The sequence below is a fragment of the Ellagibacter isourolithinifaciens genome (genome assembly GCF_008831035.1).
Lineage (GTDB): Bacteria > Actinomycetota > Coriobacteriia > Coriobacteriales > Eggerthellaceae > Ellagibacter > Ellagibacter isourolithinifaciens.
The window spans coordinates 62,145-79,635 of the sequence record NZ_WAJR01000003.1; the positions used below are offsets into that span (position 1 = coordinate 62,145).

General features: G+C 60.6%; 11 protein-coding genes and 1 pseudogene. 5 read left to right on the top strand and 7 right to left on the bottom strand.

Going from position 1 to position 17,491, the window contains the following annotated elements:
- Positions 1–222: 222 nt before the first annotated feature.
- Positions 223–1,902, bottom strand: a complete 1,680-nt coding sequence (locus F8C90_RS02420) for an MFS transporter (protein ID WP_158048857.1) — start codon at positions 1,900–1,902, stop codon at positions 223–225.
- A gap of 665 nt (positions 1,903–2,567) precedes the next feature.
- On the opposite strand from F8C90_RS02420, the gene F8C90_RS02425 reads away from it, so the two are divergent.
- Positions 2,568–4,244, top strand: coding sequence for a LuxR C-terminal-related transcriptional regulator (locus F8C90_RS02425; RefSeq protein ID WP_158048858.1), 1,677 nt, complete (start codon positions 2,568–2,570; stop codon positions 4,242–4,244).
- A 22-nt stretch (positions 4,245–4,266) separates the two neighbouring features.
- A complete protein-coding gene (locus tag F8C90_RS02430; protein ID WP_158048859.1) occupies positions 4,267–8,241 on the top strand; it encodes an acyl-CoA dehydratase activase in 3,975 nt (1,324 codons plus the stop codon).
- 152 nt (positions 8,242–8,393) lie between these two features.
- Here F8C90_RS02430 and F8C90_RS02435 read toward each other — a convergent pair whose 3' ends face one another.
- The 3 genes and pseudogenes from F8C90_RS02435 to F8C90_RS02445 all read right to left on the bottom strand — a co-directional run.
- Positions 8,394–9,308, bottom strand: a complete 915-nt coding sequence (locus F8C90_RS02435; RefSeq protein WP_158048860.1) for a 3-phosphoglycerate dehydrogenase — start codon at positions 9,306–9,308, stop codon at positions 8,394–8,396.
- A 232-nt stretch (positions 9,309–9,540) separates the two neighbouring features.
- Positions 9,541–10,452, bottom strand: coding sequence for a dimethyl sulfoxide reductase anchor subunit family protein (locus F8C90_RS02440; protein WP_158048861.1), 912 nt, complete (start codon positions 10,450–10,452; stop codon positions 9,541–9,543).
- Positions 10,453–10,461: 9 nt separating this feature from the next.
- A pseudogene (locus F8C90_RS02445) lies at positions 10,462–10,791 on the bottom strand (molecular chaperone TorD family protein); the annotation flags it as partial.
- An 83-nt stretch (positions 10,792–10,874) separates the two neighbouring features.
- Here F8C90_RS02445 and F8C90_RS02450 point away from each other — a divergent pair.
- Entirely contained in the window at positions 10,875–11,417 is a 543-nt protein-coding gene (locus F8C90_RS02450; protein ID WP_158048863.1) for a response regulator transcription factor, read from the top strand.
- 36 nt (positions 11,418–11,453) lie between these two features.
- Here the strand turns inward: F8C90_RS02450 and F8C90_RS02455 are convergent, their stop codons facing one another.
- From F8C90_RS02455 to F8C90_RS02465, 3 genes are all read right to left on the bottom strand, one after another.
- Positions 11,454–12,110 (bottom strand): SanA/YdcF family protein, encoded by a 657-nt coding sequence (locus F8C90_RS02455; protein ID WP_158048864.1) that lies wholly within the window; start codon positions 12,108–12,110, stop codon positions 11,454–11,456.
- A gap of 159 nt (positions 12,111–12,269) precedes the next feature.
- Positions 12,270–14,825 (bottom strand): leucine--tRNA ligase, encoded by a 2,556-nt coding sequence (leuS, locus tag F8C90_RS02460; protein ID WP_158048865.1) that lies wholly within the window; start codon positions 14,823–14,825, stop codon positions 12,270–12,272.
- Positions 14,826–14,903: 78 nt separating this feature from the next.
- Entirely contained in the window at positions 14,904–15,314 is a 411-nt protein-coding gene (locus F8C90_RS02465; protein WP_170264502.1) for a GHKL domain-containing protein, read from the bottom strand.
- Positions 15,315–15,475: 161 nt separating this feature from the next.
- Between F8C90_RS02465 and yihA the strand changes: the two genes are divergently transcribed.
- Positions 15,476–16,063 (top strand): ribosome biogenesis GTP-binding protein YihA/YsxC, encoded by a 588-nt coding sequence (gene yihA / locus F8C90_RS02470; RefSeq protein ID WP_158048867.1) that lies wholly within the window; start codon positions 15,476–15,478, stop codon positions 16,061–16,063.
- 75 nt (positions 16,064–16,138) lie between these two features.
- The gene (locus F8C90_RS02475; protein WP_158048868.1) at positions 16,139–17,365 is read left to right on the top strand and encodes a glycosyltransferase family 4 protein; all 1,227 of its coding nucleotides are present in this window, start codon (positions 16,139–16,141) and stop codon (positions 17,363–17,365) included.
- Positions 17,366–17,491 lie beyond the last annotated feature (126 nt).

Below are 17,491 nucleotides of genomic sequence, written 5' to 3' on the forward strand. Positions count from 1 at the left end.
CAACAACCCAAAACTAGAGATATAAGGAAGGCCTCGGGCATCGCGACCCGAGGCCTTCCTTATATCCTCCAAGCGCTTCTTCAGGAGCAGGTGGCACCTGACAGCAACACTCTAGCGCCCGGAGGCGGTTAATGTCGCCCCTGCCCTGCCCGCACAACAAAAGAACCCCCGCCGAAGCGGGGGTTCTCGATGCAACCGAATGGGTTACTTTTCCAGCTTGCGCTATTCCGCGAAGTAAGCCTTGCGATGCGGGGTAGCGAAGATGAAGAAGTAGACGAACGGAAGCAGAACGCCGACTGCCATGAGGGGCAGAGCAATCGGGAGCTTCGACCAATCGGTGATGGCCAGCGGGCACACGATGCAGGTGATGAACAGGAACGCGATCACGACGAGCATGATGATGAAGTTCGTCATGCCGGTGTCGGAAGCGTCGGTCCTGCCGTCGCCAGCGAGCTCGTCCATGGACTTGCCGCCGGTTTCCTTAACGAACAGGAGGCAGCAGATGAAGCCGAGAACGAACGGAACGATGAGGACGAGAACGACCGACGACCAGTTCGTGGCGCCTTCAGCGGTCTGGAACATAGCCATACCAGCGATGCCGCCGAGGACGATCGAGGAGGCGGAGCCGCCGAAGCGGGCGAACGCCTGGCACCACGAAACGCCGGTGTTGCGGATTGCGGTCGGGTAAGACTCAGGCATCAGCGGCTGAACAGCGGTGATGGCGTAGTTCAGAGCGAAGCCGAAGAGAAGCATGAGGGCAATCGACAGACCGAAGTTGTTCGGGACAACGAACACGGAGCAGATGACGATTGCGACGATGCAGAAGATCCAGGAGAACGCCAGGTTGCGCTTACGGCCGATGCGGTCAGCGACGAAGCCGACGCAGCAGTTGGAGGCGATAGCAGCAACGTTGTTCCAGGTCTGGAGAGCAACAGCCTCAGTCGGGGTGTAGCCAATGCCCTTGAACCAGGTGGGCAGCCATGCGTTCATGCCGTACACGCAGAACTGGCCAACGAAGTAAGCGGTCCAGATAGCAGCGGTCGGGACGATGAACTTCTTGGAGAACAGGATGTTCGGGGAGGTCTTGGCAGGCTTCGGCGGAACGACGAGGAGCTTCGGGTCGAAGTGGGTCTCTTCCTGGCCAGCGGAGCGCTGCAGATGGTTGAGAGCCTTGCAAGCCTCTTCCATGCGGCCGGCATTGGCGAACCAGTGCGGGGTCTCATGCATGAAGAAGTGAAGCACGATTCCGTAGATGATGGGCAGAGCGCCGATCAGGTAGCAGAGGCGCCAGTTGGCGTACATGGTGGCAGAGGAACCATCAGCGTTGAGGTAGGTGACCTCGTTGGTGAAGCCGCCGAAAATCGGGGTTGCGGTGTTGCAGATCGGGTTGCCGATAACGCCAGCGAGAACCCAGCCAGCAACCATGCCCGCCATGCCGATCGTCACGAAGACGCCGCGCTGCTTGGACGGAATCGTCTCAGAGAACACGGTGGTGACGATGGGGATGCAGGAGCCGACGCCGAAGCCGGCGATCAGGCGGAATGCTGCGAAGAACACGAGGTCGTTCGCGAAAGCCTGGGGCAGGGTGAACAGACCATAGAAGATAACTGCGATGGTCAGCATCTTCTTACGGCCGATCTTGTCGGACAGGATGCCGCCGACTGCGCCGCCGAGAACCATGCCGAGCAGGCCCCACGTGGTGAGCGAGCCCATGAGAGCACCCGGGTTCGGATTGTCGGGCCAGAACGTATGTGCAACGAACAGGTTGGTGGTGTTAACGACCATGAAGTCGTAACCATCGAAAATCATAGCGAAGATCATGAGGAAGAACATAAGCCACGTGTGGCCGTTAACTCCCAAATGGTCTACAACCTCTGAAACGGTGAATTCCTTACCGTTCATTAGTCCCTCCTTTAAGTGAGAAGCTTGAGTATCCCGACTCAAGCGGAGCGGCTTTGCCTATATCCCTTAGGCGAACCGCCATGCAATTACTCCCCATTTGCACTAACGGTAAGAACATGGTGCGAAGGACGTACCCCAGAATTCAGATTCCGCAACTACGGGTAGTGACTCTTCAATACCGGCCATTGCAGAAGCTTCGGTGCCCCCTCGCATCCACTGCGAGAAACCGCGTGTGCGCATCCCCCTTTCTGACTTCTCTTTCAAATTGCCAATCTATCCCCTGCGGCCAGCGGTATAAAAACGCCGGCGAACAGACAAGCGGTACTTTACGTAAGGCAAACGGTATGAGCGTCAAACCATGAGGTTATTTTTGTGGATATCGCATCAACCTCACGGGTTGATATTTCGACATCCACGCGTAAATCTGCCCACTTTTGCCCTCATCAAATCGCAATTGCCTGTCCCTTCCCCAAAATAGGCACTGTGTTGTTTTTGCTGCATTCTGCGCACGAAATTGAGCAAAGATTGCGCGCATTCGATAGCATTACCTAGCTTCAGTAGGGTAATATAGCTGCGTACGCAGTATCGAACGCTTAGGTTGAGATTTACCGCGCAAAAGAAGATAATCACGAAGCTCGCAAACGCATTATTTAGGGGAACAACTTATGGCTTCGACTTTTCCGCATGTCACTATCACGGTCGCAGGCAAGGAAAACGGCTCTGACGCCTCGGGTGAACTTAATACGCTTTCACTCGGGTACGGCTTCCATCAAGCATGGATTTACTCTGCCATGTTCAGTGCTGGCGTGTTTTTCGGGACCGACACGCCCTTCACCATGCTCTTCGACGGGGCATATTCCTGCTCACTCATTGTGCTCGTAATCTCGATGATTTTCTTCGGCATCGCACTTCTTGCCCTTGGCGTTACCAATCAGATGTTCTTGCGCTTCTACGTGTCGAAGCGAGCGCTCGGGCTTTCCGCATCGCTCATCTGTTTGGGCACCTACGCCTCGTTCCTCGTTCCTGTCGGCGGACCCCTCGGCACCCTCGCCCTGCTCTTCGCCGGCTTGGCAACGGGCATCGGATCGAGTCTTATGGTCGTGCTGTGGGGCACGGCGTTCGCACGCTATGAGTTCAGCACTATCATCCTGAACACGGCGGTTTCAGTCGCCATCGGCATCGGCCTCTACATGGTTCTCACTCACTTGGTGCCGCCCTTCTGCTCGGGCGTCATCACCGGCATCTTCCCCATTGCCGAAGTCTTCATCCTCTGGCGTCTGACGCCGATTCCCTACTATCGTCGTCGCGAGATTCCGATTTTCCATCCGTTGACGGTCAAGCCCGCGCAGTTCCTTGTCCGCATGCTTATCCCGACAGCGATCTTCGGTTTCGCGCTCGGCGTCCTGCGCACCGTTGCGAGCAACATCGTGCTCCCTGCCGCCGACTTAACGATGCTTCTCGTCATGGGCGCCGCAGCCTGTTTGGGCATGTTCATCACCATCGCAACGATTTTCATTTCGAAGAACGAGGGGCATTGGGACCTCATCTTCCGAACGCTTTTGCCGTTCATCGCCCTCGCAGCGATTTCCCTGCCGTTCCTCAACTCCCCGAGCTCGCTTCTCGCGTGCCTCGCGCTCATCGTGGGATACATGTGTTTTGAAGCGCTCATGTGGATATTCTTCGCCGATCTGGCGCAGGAGTTCCGCCTTTCGCCCATTTTCGTATTCGGCACGGGACGAGGCACGCTTGCGCTTGCCTCTCTTTTCGGGACACTCTTCGCCATGACACCGATCAGCGACGCCAGCTCCATGATCACGGGAGCCGATTACGGCTCTGGGGCTCTACTCGTTCTGTTTGCGCTCATCCTCGGATACGTGCTGTCCCCTCGCCAGCGCGAAGTGAAGGCGATTGTCGCCGCCCCAACTGAAGGAGTAAACGTGGATCAGGGAACGGAAGCCCTGAAAAAGCACATCGCCGCGCTGGACGAGAAAGATGCCACTGCAGAGAAGGTGCCCGCTCCCGAATCCGAAGAACCTCAGGAGACACCGCAGGATGCCGAGGAGGGTCGCCGCGCGAAGGGCCGCTTCCATGCCCAATGCGAGGCAATTGCCGATCGTTATCTTCTCTCGCGGCGCGAGACCGAGGTTATGTTCCTTCTTGCGAAGGGTCATAACGCGGCGTTCATTCAAGACCAGCTCTGCATCTCTAAGAGCACGGCGAAGACGCACATCAACCACATCTATCGCAAGCTCGATATCCACACGCAGCAGGAGCTTCTCAGCATGGTCGAGGCCGCCAAACGCGAGGCATACGACTCGGAGAATAATCCTCCACGCCGCTAGCGCGTAAGTTGGCGCTCGAAAGATGACGGCAGAGAAACCCGCTAAAACGTATCGCTTCGGAATCGACGCAGGGTCGAAGACCGTGAAAGTGGTGATCGTCGACGAAGATGGCACCGTGGTGAACTCGATTTACCGCCGCCATCTTTCGAACATCCGCGAGACGCTTGTCGATATTCTGCACAACTTGGTCTGGCGTTACGGCGACCTTCCCGGCAAGGCAACCGTCACCGGCTCGGCGGGCATCGCACTCGCCGAGATGCTCAAGCTCCCGTTTGTGCAGGAAGTTCTGGCAACCGAGCGTGCCGTGCGGGAACTCTACCCCGACGCCGATGCCGTCATCGAGCTTGGCGGTGAGGATGCGAAGGTGATGTATCTCTCGGGCTCTCCCGAACAGCGGATGAACGCGACCTGCGCTGGCGGAACGGGCGGATTCATCGACTCGATTGCCTTCATGCTCGGCGTGCGCACAAGCGACATGAGCCGACTTGCGGGCGGGGCGTCGCGTATCTACCCGATCGCATCGCGATGCGCCGTGTTCGCGCAAACCGACGTGCGACCCCTTTTGAATGCCGGCGCCAAGAAGAGCGACATCGCGGCAAGCGCCCTTGAGGCCGTCGTACGCCAAACGATTACCGGGCTCGCGTGCGGACGGCCCATCAAAGGGAAGGTCATTTTCCTCGGAGGGCCACTGCAATTCATTCCTGACCTGGTCAGACGCTTTCAAATTGGCCTTGGACTGAAACGCGGAGAGGGCATTAGGCCGCGCTGGGCCCACATCTTCACCGCCCATGGAGCCGCACTGTATGCAGGGGAGCTGCCAGAAAGCAAGCCCACATCGCTTGGGCAACTCGAGGAGCGCATACGACAAGCGGATGCGCCGGAGGATGACTTGGCTCGGCTTGACCCTCTGTTCGCAACCGACGAGGAGCGCAAGGCGTTCAAGAAGCGCCATGCACGGGTTGATTTCCCTCGAAAGAGGCTCTTCGATTGCAAGGGTCCGCTTTACTTAGGGATAGACGCGGGTTCGACCACGGTGAAGATGGCCGTTATCGATGATGCGGGCAACCTTGTTTATTCCTGTTATACGCCGGTGCAGGGCGACGCACTCGCCACCGCGACCGAAGAGCTGCTCGATTTCGACAGATCGCTCCCCCACGTCTACGGCACGGACGAAACGACCGCCTGGGTCGCACACGCCACGGCGACGGGATATGGTGAGGACCTGCTGCGTGCGGCGCTCGGTATTGATTCAGGCATCGTGGAGACGACGGCGCACGCTCGCGCGGCAATGGAGCTCGTGCCCGACGCGACGTTCGTGCTCGACATCGGCGGGCAGGACATGAAGGCGCTCTGGATCAAGAACGGCATGGTGTCGAACGCTATTCTCAACGAAGCATGCTCGAGCGGATGCGGATCGTTCATCGAGGGAACCGCGCATTCGCTGCGCTTGAGCCCCCATGCGTTCAACGATGCCGCACTTACCTCGGAGCACCCTGTTGACCTGGGGACGAAGTGCACGGTGTTCATGTCATCCCGCGTCAAACACGCCCAGAAGATCGGGGCGAGCGTCAACGATTTGGCAGCGGGCATCGCGTATTCGGTAGTGAAGAACGCCCTGTTCCGCATCATCGGCGCCGAGAGGGTCAACACGCTGGGTTCCAAGATTGTCGTGCAGGGCGGAACCTTCAAGTCCGACGCCGCGCTGCGCGCATTCGAGAAGGTTTGTGGCGTGGAGGCCATTCGCCCCGAAAGCGCCCATCTCATGGGAGCGATCGGTGCGGCGCTGATCGCGCGCGAGCGAGCCCATGATGCAGCGAGGAACACCGACGGCGATTTGGACGCAGCGTCGCGAAGCACGATGATTTCCGCGCGCGAGCTTGAGTCGCTGTCCGTCGAGCGTTTCTCGTCCCGATGCCCAGGGTGCTCGAACGCGTGCCTTCTCGCTATTGCCGATTTCGGGAATGACAGGCGTTTCATCAGCGGAAACAAGTGCAGCAACGCGAATGATTTCGAGTTTTCGCGCAACGAGGAGCCCAAAGCCCGCGCCGCGGAGGCGGCCGCGATTGAAGGTCGCGAGCCGGCCCCCCGCCCCCACCAGGCCCCGAACGCAATCGCCGTCGAGCAGCATCTGCTGCAGTCGGTTGAGAGCGTAGTGCAAGCCGGGCTTCGAGGGGCACGCGCGATCGGCATCATGAACTGCTTCGAAACCTACGAATATACGCCGTTTTGGCGGACGTTGTTTGCAGATCTTGGTTTCAGCGTCGTCATGCCCGACGATGCTCGTGGAGCCTCGCTCGAACAGGCGGCGCTCGCAACCGTCCCCGCCGAAGGTGCGTGCTTTCCCGCAAAGATTGCGCATATGAGGGCATTTGACCTGATGGACGCAGGTGCGGACGTCATTTTCATGCCCCGCTTCAACCGCATCGGACGCTGCGCGGTGTCGTGCGAATACGCCGATGCGCTCGCAGATGCCGTACCCGCGTTTGAGCAAGGGAAAGTGCGGCTTTCGCGACCCCACCTCTCATCATTCAAGGTGGCGCGCATTGCAAAGGACGAGGACGACCTCTCGACGCTCTTTTCCGAGGTAGCCAGCTTCTGTCCTGACGGCGCGCCGCTTTCCCGCGAAGAGTTCGACCGCGCCCTCGAAAAGGCGCTCGCGTCGCAAAGGGAATTCTTCGATGCGATCGCCCGGGCGAACGGGAAAGTAATCGACTGGCTTGCCGAGGACGCACAGCGGCACGCTATCGTGGTTGCCGGGCGCCCCTATCACACCGACCCTCGCCTTATGAGGGGAATCGACACGATGCTTACGAAGTTGGGGTTCGCCATCTTGTGCCCCACAAGCTCAGACACGTGGGCGACGCGCCGACCGCACGACCCGAATTGCCCACCATGGAAACCGGGCAAGCACCTTGCACGCCTCGCTCGCTTCGCTGCCGAGAATCCGCAGGTCGATCTTGTGTGCCTGCAATCGTTCGGCTGCGGCTACGACGCGCTGAGCCTCGAAGACGCGCGCGACATCCTCGAAGCGGCAGGCAAACCCTTCACCGCGCTGAAAATCGACGACCTTTCGGACAAGGCGCACCTCAATATCCGACTTCGCACACTGGCCGAGGGAATCGAGTCGATGAGCCGCCGCGGAGGAAACGCGCAAGAATCGTCGGCAACCAGCTCGAGCGAGGCGGGCGAATGCACGATCGATCGTCCGGTCACCAGCAAGGCGACCGCAGCAGCGCATATCGAGAAGGTGTCTACCGCAGCCGGAAGCGTCACTGGCAGTGTGGGGACTCCTGAACCTGCGGGTTGCTCGCCCGAACATGTGCCGAACGTCATGAGCGAGGGTATATCCGCCGTCGATGCGCAGGTGGCGCAACGCCAAGTACCAGGCGACGTCTGCTTTACCGCAGCAGCTCTCATCGCACGCACTCTGCGAATAGTTGAGGAGAACCCCCAGTTCAAAGCATTGCGAATTCCGCTGGTCTGTAATCGCTGTCTGCTCGACGGGCTCGCCCATACCGTTTGGCGGCTCAACGGCAGCTGCCCGGAGATCATATGGGAAGAACGCTGGCCGCAACCCATCGAAAAACCCGCCACGCCCAAGGAAAAAGACGCCGAGCGAGTTCTCGTCGGCATTGTCGGCAATCCGCTTCTCTGCTTCGATGCCTTCATGAACGATTCCATCTTGAAGCTGCTGGAACGCCTGGGGTGCGACGTTGCGATGCCCGACCCCGACAAGCTCTTCTGCGAGGACGTCCGCTATCTCGACCAGCTGGACGAGTTCTCACGCAAAGGGGTCGATTGCGTGATCTACCTGCAGAGCTTCGGCTGCATGAAAGCGCATGTGCACGCCCGCGGCTTCGCCCACGAATACGCGCGGCGCTACCCCGATATGCCGATCACCGTTATCGACTATGACCCCGAATCATCGGCGCTGAACAGGGAGAATCGCATCCGTCTCGCCGTGGAGGCCGCCCAGCGGGCGAAGAGGGAAAGATAGGGCCCAAAAAAGAACCGCGCCCAGCAAACCCCAGCCTTCCACGAACGGCCCGCGAAAGCGCACGCGAGGTACGCGGGGGCGTAAGACGAGAAGGCGGGCGCTGGGCGCGGTCTTGGCGCCGGCTCGTTTTCACAGGCCGTTGATGCGCAAAACTAGTTGACGCAGTGGACCTTCTTGCCCGTTTCCAGGTAATCCATGACTTCGCGCACGGCCATTTCCGCACAGTTTTCCTCAGCCTCTGCGGTCGATGCACCCAGGTGAGGAAGGACAAGCGCGCCCTCCATCGTCATGACCTCGGGCGTTGCGAAGTCCGTCACGTAACGGCGAACCTTGCCCGACGTAAGCCCCGCGCGCATGGCATCATTGTCGACCAGAGTGTCGCGCGAGAAGTTCAGAAACGCCGCGCCCTCCTTCATGGCCGCAATTTCGTCCGCACCGATCATGCCCTTCGTCTTCGGCGTCGCCGGGACATGGATCGTGATGTAGTCGCAGCTTGCGCACAGGTCGAGCAGGTCGTCAGTGAAGCGGAGGTTCGGGGAGATGGTAGCTGCGCGCTCGGCATCGAGGAACGGGTCGTAGCCGACCGTCTTCATCCCCAGCGCCTCAGCAGCGGGGATGACGAGGCGCCCGATGGCTCCAAGGCCGATTACCCCGAGCGTCTTCCCCATGATTTCGGTGCCAGCGAACTGTTTCTTCGCCTTCTCGGCGCTCTTCGCGATGTTCTCATCGTCCGCGTTGTGACGGCACCATGCAGCGCCTCCCACGATATCACGCGCGGCCAGAAGCAGAGCGCACAGCACGAGTTCCTTCACGGCGTTTGCGTTCGCGCCCGGCGTGTTGAACACGGGAATCTCGCGCTCGGCAAGCGCGTCGAGCGGGATGTTGTTCACGCCCGCGCCCGCGCGCGCGACCGCCTTCAAGTTGTCGGAGAATTCCATCTCGTGCATGTTCGCACTGCGCACGAGGATGACGTCGGCCTCCGACACGTCGTCGGTCAGCTCATAGTCAGACGACAGGAGCGCCAGCCCTTTTTGCGAGATGTTGTTCAAGCAGTGCACTTTGTACATGGAATCCCCTTTCTATTGGTAGGTTTACCGCACAGGATAACGCGGCGGCGGCACAATGCGAGGGGGAAATACTGCAGGCGGCTAAAGTGGTGCTCGAAAAGACGCGCTGGCCAACGAAAGCGGGAAATGAGCAGTTGGCGGCAGTAGCGGGCGAAAGCTCCAGCAGCCGCTAGCAGCTTGGGATCGCATGGGCGAGGGTTCTGGCGCCTGTAGGCCCGCAGCTGCGAGCGCGCTAGAAGCTGATGCCGACCGTCATATGCATCATGTAGGAGGAAAAACGCATCACAAAGATGCCCGCGAGCACGAGTAGCGCCGCAACCGAGGCGCGCACGACCGAGATGGTCATCTCATCGGGAGACGCCTTCCCTTCCTGCGACACTGAGGTCCTGAACAGCAACAACGCGTCAACAGCGATTCCCGCCGCAGCGAAAACGGCGAAGAAACAGACGAGCAGCGCGTAATGTGGCACCAAATCGCCAGCGGACGCGACGGCGTTCTCAACCGGCAACACAATCGCCCCCTGAAGGGCATACACGACAAGGCATGCCGCCAGCACGACGATCGCAAACACGAGCATGAACCGCCCAAAGCGGTTCCCCCGCGATTTCCACCGCGCAGCCCTTAAACCCACGATAGCGAGGACCGGCCCACCGAGCAGCGCATTTGCCCAAAGGCTTAACGGGGAAAAGGGGGTGTTCCATGTGACGATGGTGTCCGCGGAGTACGCGAAGGCGATAGCGGTGATGCACGCGATGGCGCTCACGCACGCCCCGACGGCGAGCAGGCGCTGGAGCAGCCGGCGGGGCTTCACGGCGAACGAGTAGAGCCAGTACACGCCCGAAAACGCGAGAAATATGACGGCGCTGAACACCTCGTTGGAAAGCGGGCTTCTCCCCACCCCCATGAACACGTATAGCGCGTTCGCCGGGTTCCCCAGATGCGTAGCCGACGCGACAAGCCCCACCAGCGACACGATCAGCGGGATGCAAAGCGCCTTGTCAATGCGGTGATGGGCATCGTCGGAGAGCATCCCACGAATGATAGGGAAAGACATAAGCGCATACGCCACCGCACCCGAGGGTGCAAGCGTCGTGAATAGCACAAGCGTGATCTCGTTGAACGCGGTGGCGAATCCCGTCGACATGGCGATTCCTTACTTATAGAAGCGCGGAAGCTTCACGGAAAGCCCGCGAAAGTCTTGGATTCCAAGCAGCGTCGAACGCGTGAGTTCGGCAAGACCGCGGTAGAAGGGATGACGAGCTGCCACGGCGAGCTCCTCCAGGTAATGCGGCGCCCAAGTGAGCAGATGGCCGCACAGGTAGTCGTCGAGGGACTCGGGCTGCGTGCGACAAAGATGGGACATGAGAGCCAGCATGAGACCGATGTGGTCCTCGGGGGTCTTATCGTCAGTTGTCCGCGCGACGCCGTGCTCGCGCATCCACGCGCGCAGCGCAAGCGTCGTCTCTCCGAACACGACGCACTCGCGATCGGTATATCTTCATCGGCCAAGGCGGCTTCAAGCGAGTCCTTCGACACGACCCGTCCGCTGAGAACATCGAGCTTATCATGCTCGATGGCCATCCTCCCGCGCGCATAGCGAAGAGCACCGCCAGCCACCTAACCGCAGACGACGAGCGCAAGGACCGCGCTGCGAGCGCACCTGAGGGCGACTTTCCCGCCGAGCCCCCGACCGCCTTCCCGAAGAAACCCGCGATTGCGGCCGAGTCCACGCGCAGCGAAGGGGAAGTTGACAGGCGCGACAGCGGCCAGCCTGATGGGAGCGGACGCAGCGCGGGAAGTCGTGGCGGCAACCCCGCTTCGCAGGCAGACGTCCCACGCGGGCGCGGCAGGCGCAATTTCGAAAGCGGCTTCGAGCTGACCGACCGCCTCTCCAAGCAGGCACAAGTCCTTCGCGAGCAATACCGCCTGAGCGCCCGCGAGACGGAGGTCATGGAATATATCGCGCGCGGGTACACCGTCGCGCGCACCGCCGAGGAGCTCATCGTGTCGGAGAGCACCATCCGCACGCACAGCAAGCGCATCTACGCGAAACTCGACGTGCACAAAAAGCAAGAGCTCATCGACATGCTCAAGGCCGTCGAGCTGTAGGCTCGCGCATTCCGCGGGGCGAACGTTTTCCCACAGCTAGCCTGTCACATCGCCCGATTGGTCGAGCGAGATCGGATCGCCCACATACGTCGAGGGCACATCGAAGAGCGCCTTGAAAAAGTCCTTCGTGCGGGCGGGAATCTCGCGCACATCGTACCAGGTCTGCTTGCCGTAGCTGCGATAGTCGCTCGCTACGCCGATTGCATCGACCCCCAAGGCGTGCGCCGAGTAAAGCGCGCGGTAGAGATGGTAGGTCTGCGTGGCGATCACGACGCGCGAGCAGCCGAACACGTTTTTCGCGCGATACATGCTCTCGTAGGTGGAAAAGCCCGCATGGTCGCAGAAGATATCCTCGGAAGGCACGCCCTGCGCAATCGCGTAGCGCTTCATCGCCGCGCACTCGTTGTAGTGCTCGGTGCTATTGTCGCCCGACATGATGATCTTGGGCGCGGCCCCCGCCTTGTAGAGCGCGATGCCGCAATCAAGGCGATCCTGCAGAATCGTCGACGGCGTGCCATCGGCGAACACCGACGCGCCGAGCACGACGATTGCGTCGGCTTGATAGCCCGAGGCCTCGTCAACGCTCACGATATCGTCCTCCGTCGTGAGAACCACCAGCGCGTTCGTCGCGCCGACGACAATCGCCACGACGGCAATGCAGGTGCACAGTATTTTCAACAACGCCTTAATCATGCAGCTATCACTTCGATGCCTTCCAAACTGCGAGAGGACAAAGAAGGGTCGGCAGCGGAAACTGCCGACCCCCGATTTTCCATTCAATCCGCCGCCTAGCAAGTGATCGGCGAATCTTGTCAACGAAACGATTGTAACGCGACAATCCTCTTTTGAGGTTTATTTCGCGACGATGTTCACCAAACGTCCCTTGACGACGACGACCTTCTTCACGTCCTTGCCCTCGATGGCCTGGGAGACGGCTTCAAGCGCCTGGGCCTTCACGTCTTCCTCCGCGGCGTCGGCGGCAACCGTGATCTTCGCCTTCACCTTGCCGTTCACCTGCACCGCGAGCTCCACCTCGTCAGCCTTCGCCTTCTCGGGGTCGAACTCCGGCCACGGCTCGACGTGCACGCTGCCCTCGTGGCCGAGCACCGTGTGCCACAGCTCCTCGGACCAATGCGGGCAGATCGGCGAAAGCAGCTTCACGAGCACCTCGGCGATATCGGCCGAAAGTGCCTTGAGATCGGCGTTTGCCGCGCGCTCCTCGGCGGATGCCGCATGCAGGAAATCGCCCGTCGCGTTCGCGAGCTCCATGATGGCGGCGATGGCGGTGTTGAAGTTGTTGCGGTCGAAGTCCTCGACTACCTTGCCGCACACGCGATGGCGTTCGCGCACGAGCACCTTCGCGGCCTCAGCGGCAGAAAGCTTGCCGCCTTCCTGGCAAAGCGTGTCCTCCCCCGCGACGCCGGCCAAGTCGCCAACCATGCGCCACACGCGGTTCAGGAACTTGTACATGCCCGCAAGGCCGTCCTCGTTCCACTGCAGCTCCTTGTCGGGCGGGGCCATGAACAGGATGTACGCACGCACGGCATCGGCGCCGTAACCTGCGATCATGTCCTCGGGCGAGATCACGTTGCCCTTCGACTTGCTCATGACGTCGCCATGCTCGTCAAGCACCATGCCCTGGCACAACAGGTTCTTGAAAGGCTCGTCGAAGTCGACCATACCCATATCACGCAGCACCTTCGTGAAGAAGCGGCTGTAGAGGAGATGCAGGATCGCGTGCTCGATGCCGCCGATGTACTGGTCGACGGGCATCCAGCGATTCGCCTTCTCGGGAGCGAAAGGCAGCTCGGTGTTGTGAGGGTCGGTGTAGCGCAGGTAATACCAGCTCGAGCACGTGAACGTGTCCATCGTGTCCGTCTCGCGACGTGCGGGGCCACCGCATTTCGGGCACGTGCACTTCGCGAACTCCTCATGTGTGGCGAGCGTTTCGCCTGCGGAAAGATCGATATCCTTCGGAAGCGTGACGGGCAGGTCCTCTTCGGGAACCGGCACGAGTCCGCACTTGTCGCAGTAGATGGCGGGAATGGGGTTTCCCCAGTAGCGCTGGCGGGAGATGAGCCAGTCGCGCAGACGGAACTGCACCGACTTCTTACCCTTGCCCGCGGCCTCCAAGTCGCCGATGATCGCGTCAACGGCGGGCGAATGCTTGCCACCGACCATGCCGGTGTACTTGCCGGACTGCACGAGCTTGCCCTCGGCCTCGTAGGATTTCTCCCAGTCGACCGTGGTGACGACGCGATTCTGCTCGTCTTTGAGCTGCGGATAGAGCGCATCGTCCTCACCCAAGATGATGGGGATGATGGGCAGGTCGTACTTGCGGGCGAACTCGAAGTCGCGCTGGTCGCCGCACGGGACGGCCATAACCGCGCCGGTGCCGTAGTCGGCCACGATGTAGTCGGCAACCCACACGGGGACCTTCTCGCCGTTCACGGGGTTTACGACGTAGCGGCCGGTAAACGCACCGTGCTTCTCGCGGTCGCCCTGGGCGCGCTCGACGGCGCTCACCTTGGAAGCGGCCTCCACGAGAGCCATGACTTCGGCCTCGTATTCGGTGCCGGCGACGAGCTCGGGCACGAGCTTGCTTTCGGGAGCGAGCAGGAAGAAGCTGCATCCGAAGAGCGTGTCGGGGCGCGTCGTGAACACGGTGATCGTCTGGCCGTCGTCTTTGCCCTCGGCGGGAAGGAGCTCGAAGTCGACTTCGGCGCCTTCCGAACGGCCGATCCAGTTCGCCTGCATCTGCTTCACGCGCTCGGGCCAGCCGTCGAGCTGGTCGAGGTCATCGAGCAGCTCCTGCGCGTAGTCGGTGATCTTGAAGTACCACTGCGTGAGGTCGCGCTTCTCGACAGCGCCGTGGCAGCGCCAGCATTCGCCTTCCGTGACCTGCTCGTTTGCGAGAACGGTCTTGCAGTTGGGGCACCAGTTAACCGGAGACTCGCGGCGCTCGACAAGCCCGCGCTTCCAGAACTGCAAGAAGATCCACTGGCCCCAACGATAGTACTCGGGGTCGCATGCAACGACCGTGCGGTCCCAATCGTAGGACAGGCCCATGCGCTTGAAGGACGCCTTCTGCGTCTCGATGTTCGCGTACGTCCACTTCGCAGGGTGGCTGTGGTGCTTGATGGCGGCGTTCTCGGCCGGCAGACCGAAAGCATCCCACCCCATGGGGTGAAGCACATCGAAGCCGCGCATCTTCGAGTAACGGGCGATCACGTCGCCGATCGTGTAGTTGCGCACGTGCCCCATGTGGATGTCGCCCGAAGGATAGGGGAACATCTCGAGCACGTACTTCTTGGGCTTCGATTCGTCTTCTCGAACGGTATTCAGACCTGATTCGTCCCACGCCTTCTGCCAACGCGGTTCGATCTCATGCGGGTTATAAGCTTTCATGGTTGCTGCCTTCTCGTTTTCATTCTCGCTGGGTAAAAACGCGACTATATATTGTAGCGCATCTAGGACGCTCAACGGCTACGTTTGCGCCGCTAGGTCGACCATTACCGACATGCGGAACCCGGCCTTGGAACGCTCAAGGGCAACCGCCCCGTCGTAGCGCTGCGCGATCGTGTCGACGACAGACAGCCCCCAACCGTGCTCAGCGAGGGAACCACCGCTCGTCTGCTCCTCGGCGAACCGGATTCTGTCGAGAATTCCGCGGCGCGTCGTTTCGCGGCCCTCGTCCCCTTCCGACGTTGACTTGCTGTTGCACATATCGAGCACGAGATACGAACCTTTTACGGAAGCCTTGAAAACCACGAACCGTTTGCCAGGGTCGACGTCTTCGCAGGCGTTGAGCGCATTGTCGAGCATGTTCGACACGAGGGCGCATAGCTCGGAGTTGGAAATCGACACTTCGGCGGGAACCTTCAGCGAGCACTCCACGCTGCGAAACCCGCCTTGCAGGCATCGTCGAAGCGCCTTGGCGGATGCAAAGCGAGCTGGGCAGCCGAAGCCCCCGAAGGCGAGCCGCCACCTGATTGAACGAGCAGGGCGCGGCCGCTTTCTGATACCATGAGCGCACACGCGTAAAGAGAGGCATCCCCATGAATTACCACATCGCATCGTTCAAGGCAGCTTACGGCACCTCGTCGCAGCTTCCCGAGTCGACCCGCCCCGAAGTATCGTTCGCCGGGCGCTCGAACGTGGGGAAATCATCCCTTTTGAACAAACTCATGTACCGAAAGGGCCTGGCCAAGGTGTCCCAAACGCCGGGCAAGACCGCCACGATCAACTTCTACGATGTCGACGGCACCGATTTCGTCGACCTGCCCGGTTACGGCTACGCAAAGGTAGCGAAGTCGGAGAAAGGCCGCTGGTCGGAGCTGATCGAGGGCTACTTCAACCAAGACCGACGCTTCGCCTTGGTGGTGTCACTTGTCGACATCCGCCACGACCCCTCGGCGCTCGACATGCACATGGCGAAGTTCCTCTGGGAAAACGACTTCCCCTTCGCGATCGCCCTCACGAAAGCCGACAAGCTCTCGAAGCAAGCGGCAGGAAAACAGGCGTCTGCCATTCGCAAGAAACTCGATTTGCCGAAAGACATCCCCTTCGTGGTAACGTCCTCTTCGAATGGCACGGGCGTCAATGAGCTGCGCCGCCTGATCGATTCCTACGTCGCCGAAGCCTAGTCACCGAGGACGCAACAAAGACTACGTGAGCGGACGACCGCGGAGGGTTGCCGCGCTTTTGGGAGGAAACGCCGCATGAACATCCTGGTCATCACTGCGCAAAAGCCCGACAGCACCGGAAGCGGCGTCTACGCCGCCGAAACGGTGCGCGCATTTTCGTCGGCAGGACACGATGTGACGCTCGTTGCCGGCATCGACGTCGCCGACGAGGCGACCCTCCCCGAGGGCGTCGCCTTCCACCCCGTGCGCTTCCGCACGCCCGAGCTGCCCTTTCCCGTGTGCGGCATGAGCGACCAGATGCCGTACGAGGCAACACGTTATCGCGACATGACGCCCGAGATGTGCGAGCGGTTCAAACACGCTTTCGACCAGGCAATTCGCGAAGCATGCGAGGAAAGGTTCCCCGACGTGGTGCTCTGCCACCACCTGTATCTGGCGTGCAGCGTCACCGTGCGCTGCGTGCGCGAGGTTGCCGAGGCGAGGGGATTCGCGCGCCCGAGCGTGCGCGGCATCTGCCACAGCACCGATTTGCGCCAGATGGGAAAGCACTCACTCGAACGCGAGTTCATCGTCGAAGGCGTGCGCGCGCTCGACTGCATCTTCGCGCTACACGAACCGCAGAAGCGCGAGATTGTGGAACTGTACGGCGTACCCGAGAAGCGCGTGTGCGTTGTGGGTTCGGGATACAACGACGAGCTCTTCAACCCGACAGGTCGCACGCCCCACGTTGAAGGCGCGCCCGCCCACTTCCTCTACGTCGGCAAGATTTGGCGGAAGAAAGGCGTGGAAAGCCTGATTCGATGCGCGCAACTGTTGGAAACCGCGCCGTCCGACATTACGTTCAACCTAGTCGGAGGCTATAACGATGAACGCGAGTTTGCCGAATTGCGCACCCTTGCCGACGCTTCTCCCTATCGGTTCGACTTCCCGGGAAAGGTCGACCAAAACCAGCTTGCCAGAATATATCGCGACTCCGATGCGTTCGTGCTGCCGTCGTTTTTCGAGGGCCTGCCGCTCGTGGTAATCGAAGCGCTCGCCTGCGGATGCAAAGCCGTGGTGACCGACCTGCCCGGCATCCGTCCGTGGATTTCCACGAACATCCCCGCGGCGCCCGTGTGGTTCATCGAGCCCCCGCGCATGGAGAGCGTCGACGAACCCGTAGCGGACGACCTGCCCGCTTTCGAGCAACGTTTGGCGAAAGCGCTCGACACCGCCGCGGCGGCGCCCGCACCGAGTGCCGCCAATTTCGCCGGCATCGAGCGCGTGACCTGGGCGGGACTTGCCGAGAAGCTGATTGCATAACGTTTTCTCAAAATGCCAGGCAGCACGACCTGCGAGCAGAAGCAGCCCAGGGGAGTCCAAGCAGGTGAACCGCGAGCGCAGGAAAGGCCCAAAGTGAAAGCAATCGACAAGATTCTGGCACAAAAA

Bases quoted from the DNA above. Each gene is read 5' to 3' on its own strand.
- F8C90_RS02420 (WP_158048857.1), bottom strand. From the start codon at position 1,902: ATGAACGGTAAGGAATTCACCGTTTCAGAGGTTGTAGACCATTTGGGA.
- F8C90_RS02425 (WP_158048858.1), top strand. From the start codon at position 2,568: ATGGCTTCGACTTTTCCGCATGTCACTATCACGGTCGCAGGCAAGGAA.
- F8C90_RS02430 (WP_158048859.1), top strand. From the start codon at position 4,267: ATGACGGCAGAGAAACCCGCTAAAACGTATCGCTTCGGAATCGACGCA.
- F8C90_RS02435 (WP_158048860.1), bottom strand. From the start codon at position 9,308: ATGTACAAAGTGCACTGCTTGAACAACATCTCGCAAAAAGGGCTGGCG.
- F8C90_RS02440 (WP_158048861.1), bottom strand. From the start codon at position 10,452: ATGTCGACGGGATTCGCCACCGCGTTCAACGAGATCACGCTTGTGCTA.
- F8C90_RS02450 (WP_158048863.1), top strand. From the start codon at position 10,875: ATGCTCGATGGCCATCCTCCCGCGCGCATAGCGAAGAGCACCGCCAGC.
- F8C90_RS02455 (WP_158048864.1), bottom strand. From the start codon at position 12,110: ATGATTAAGGCGTTGTTGAAAATACTGTGCACCTGCATTGCCGTCGTG.
- leuS (WP_158048865.1), bottom strand. From the start codon at position 14,825: ATGAAAGCTTATAACCCGCATGAGATCGAACCGCGTTGGCAGAAGGCG.
- yihA (WP_158048867.1), top strand. From the start codon at position 15,476: ATGAATTACCACATCGCATCGTTCAAGGCAGCTTACGGCACCTCGTCG.
- F8C90_RS02475 (WP_158048868.1), top strand. From the start codon at position 16,139: ATGAACATCCTGGTCATCACTGCGCAAAAGCCCGACAGCACCGGAAGC.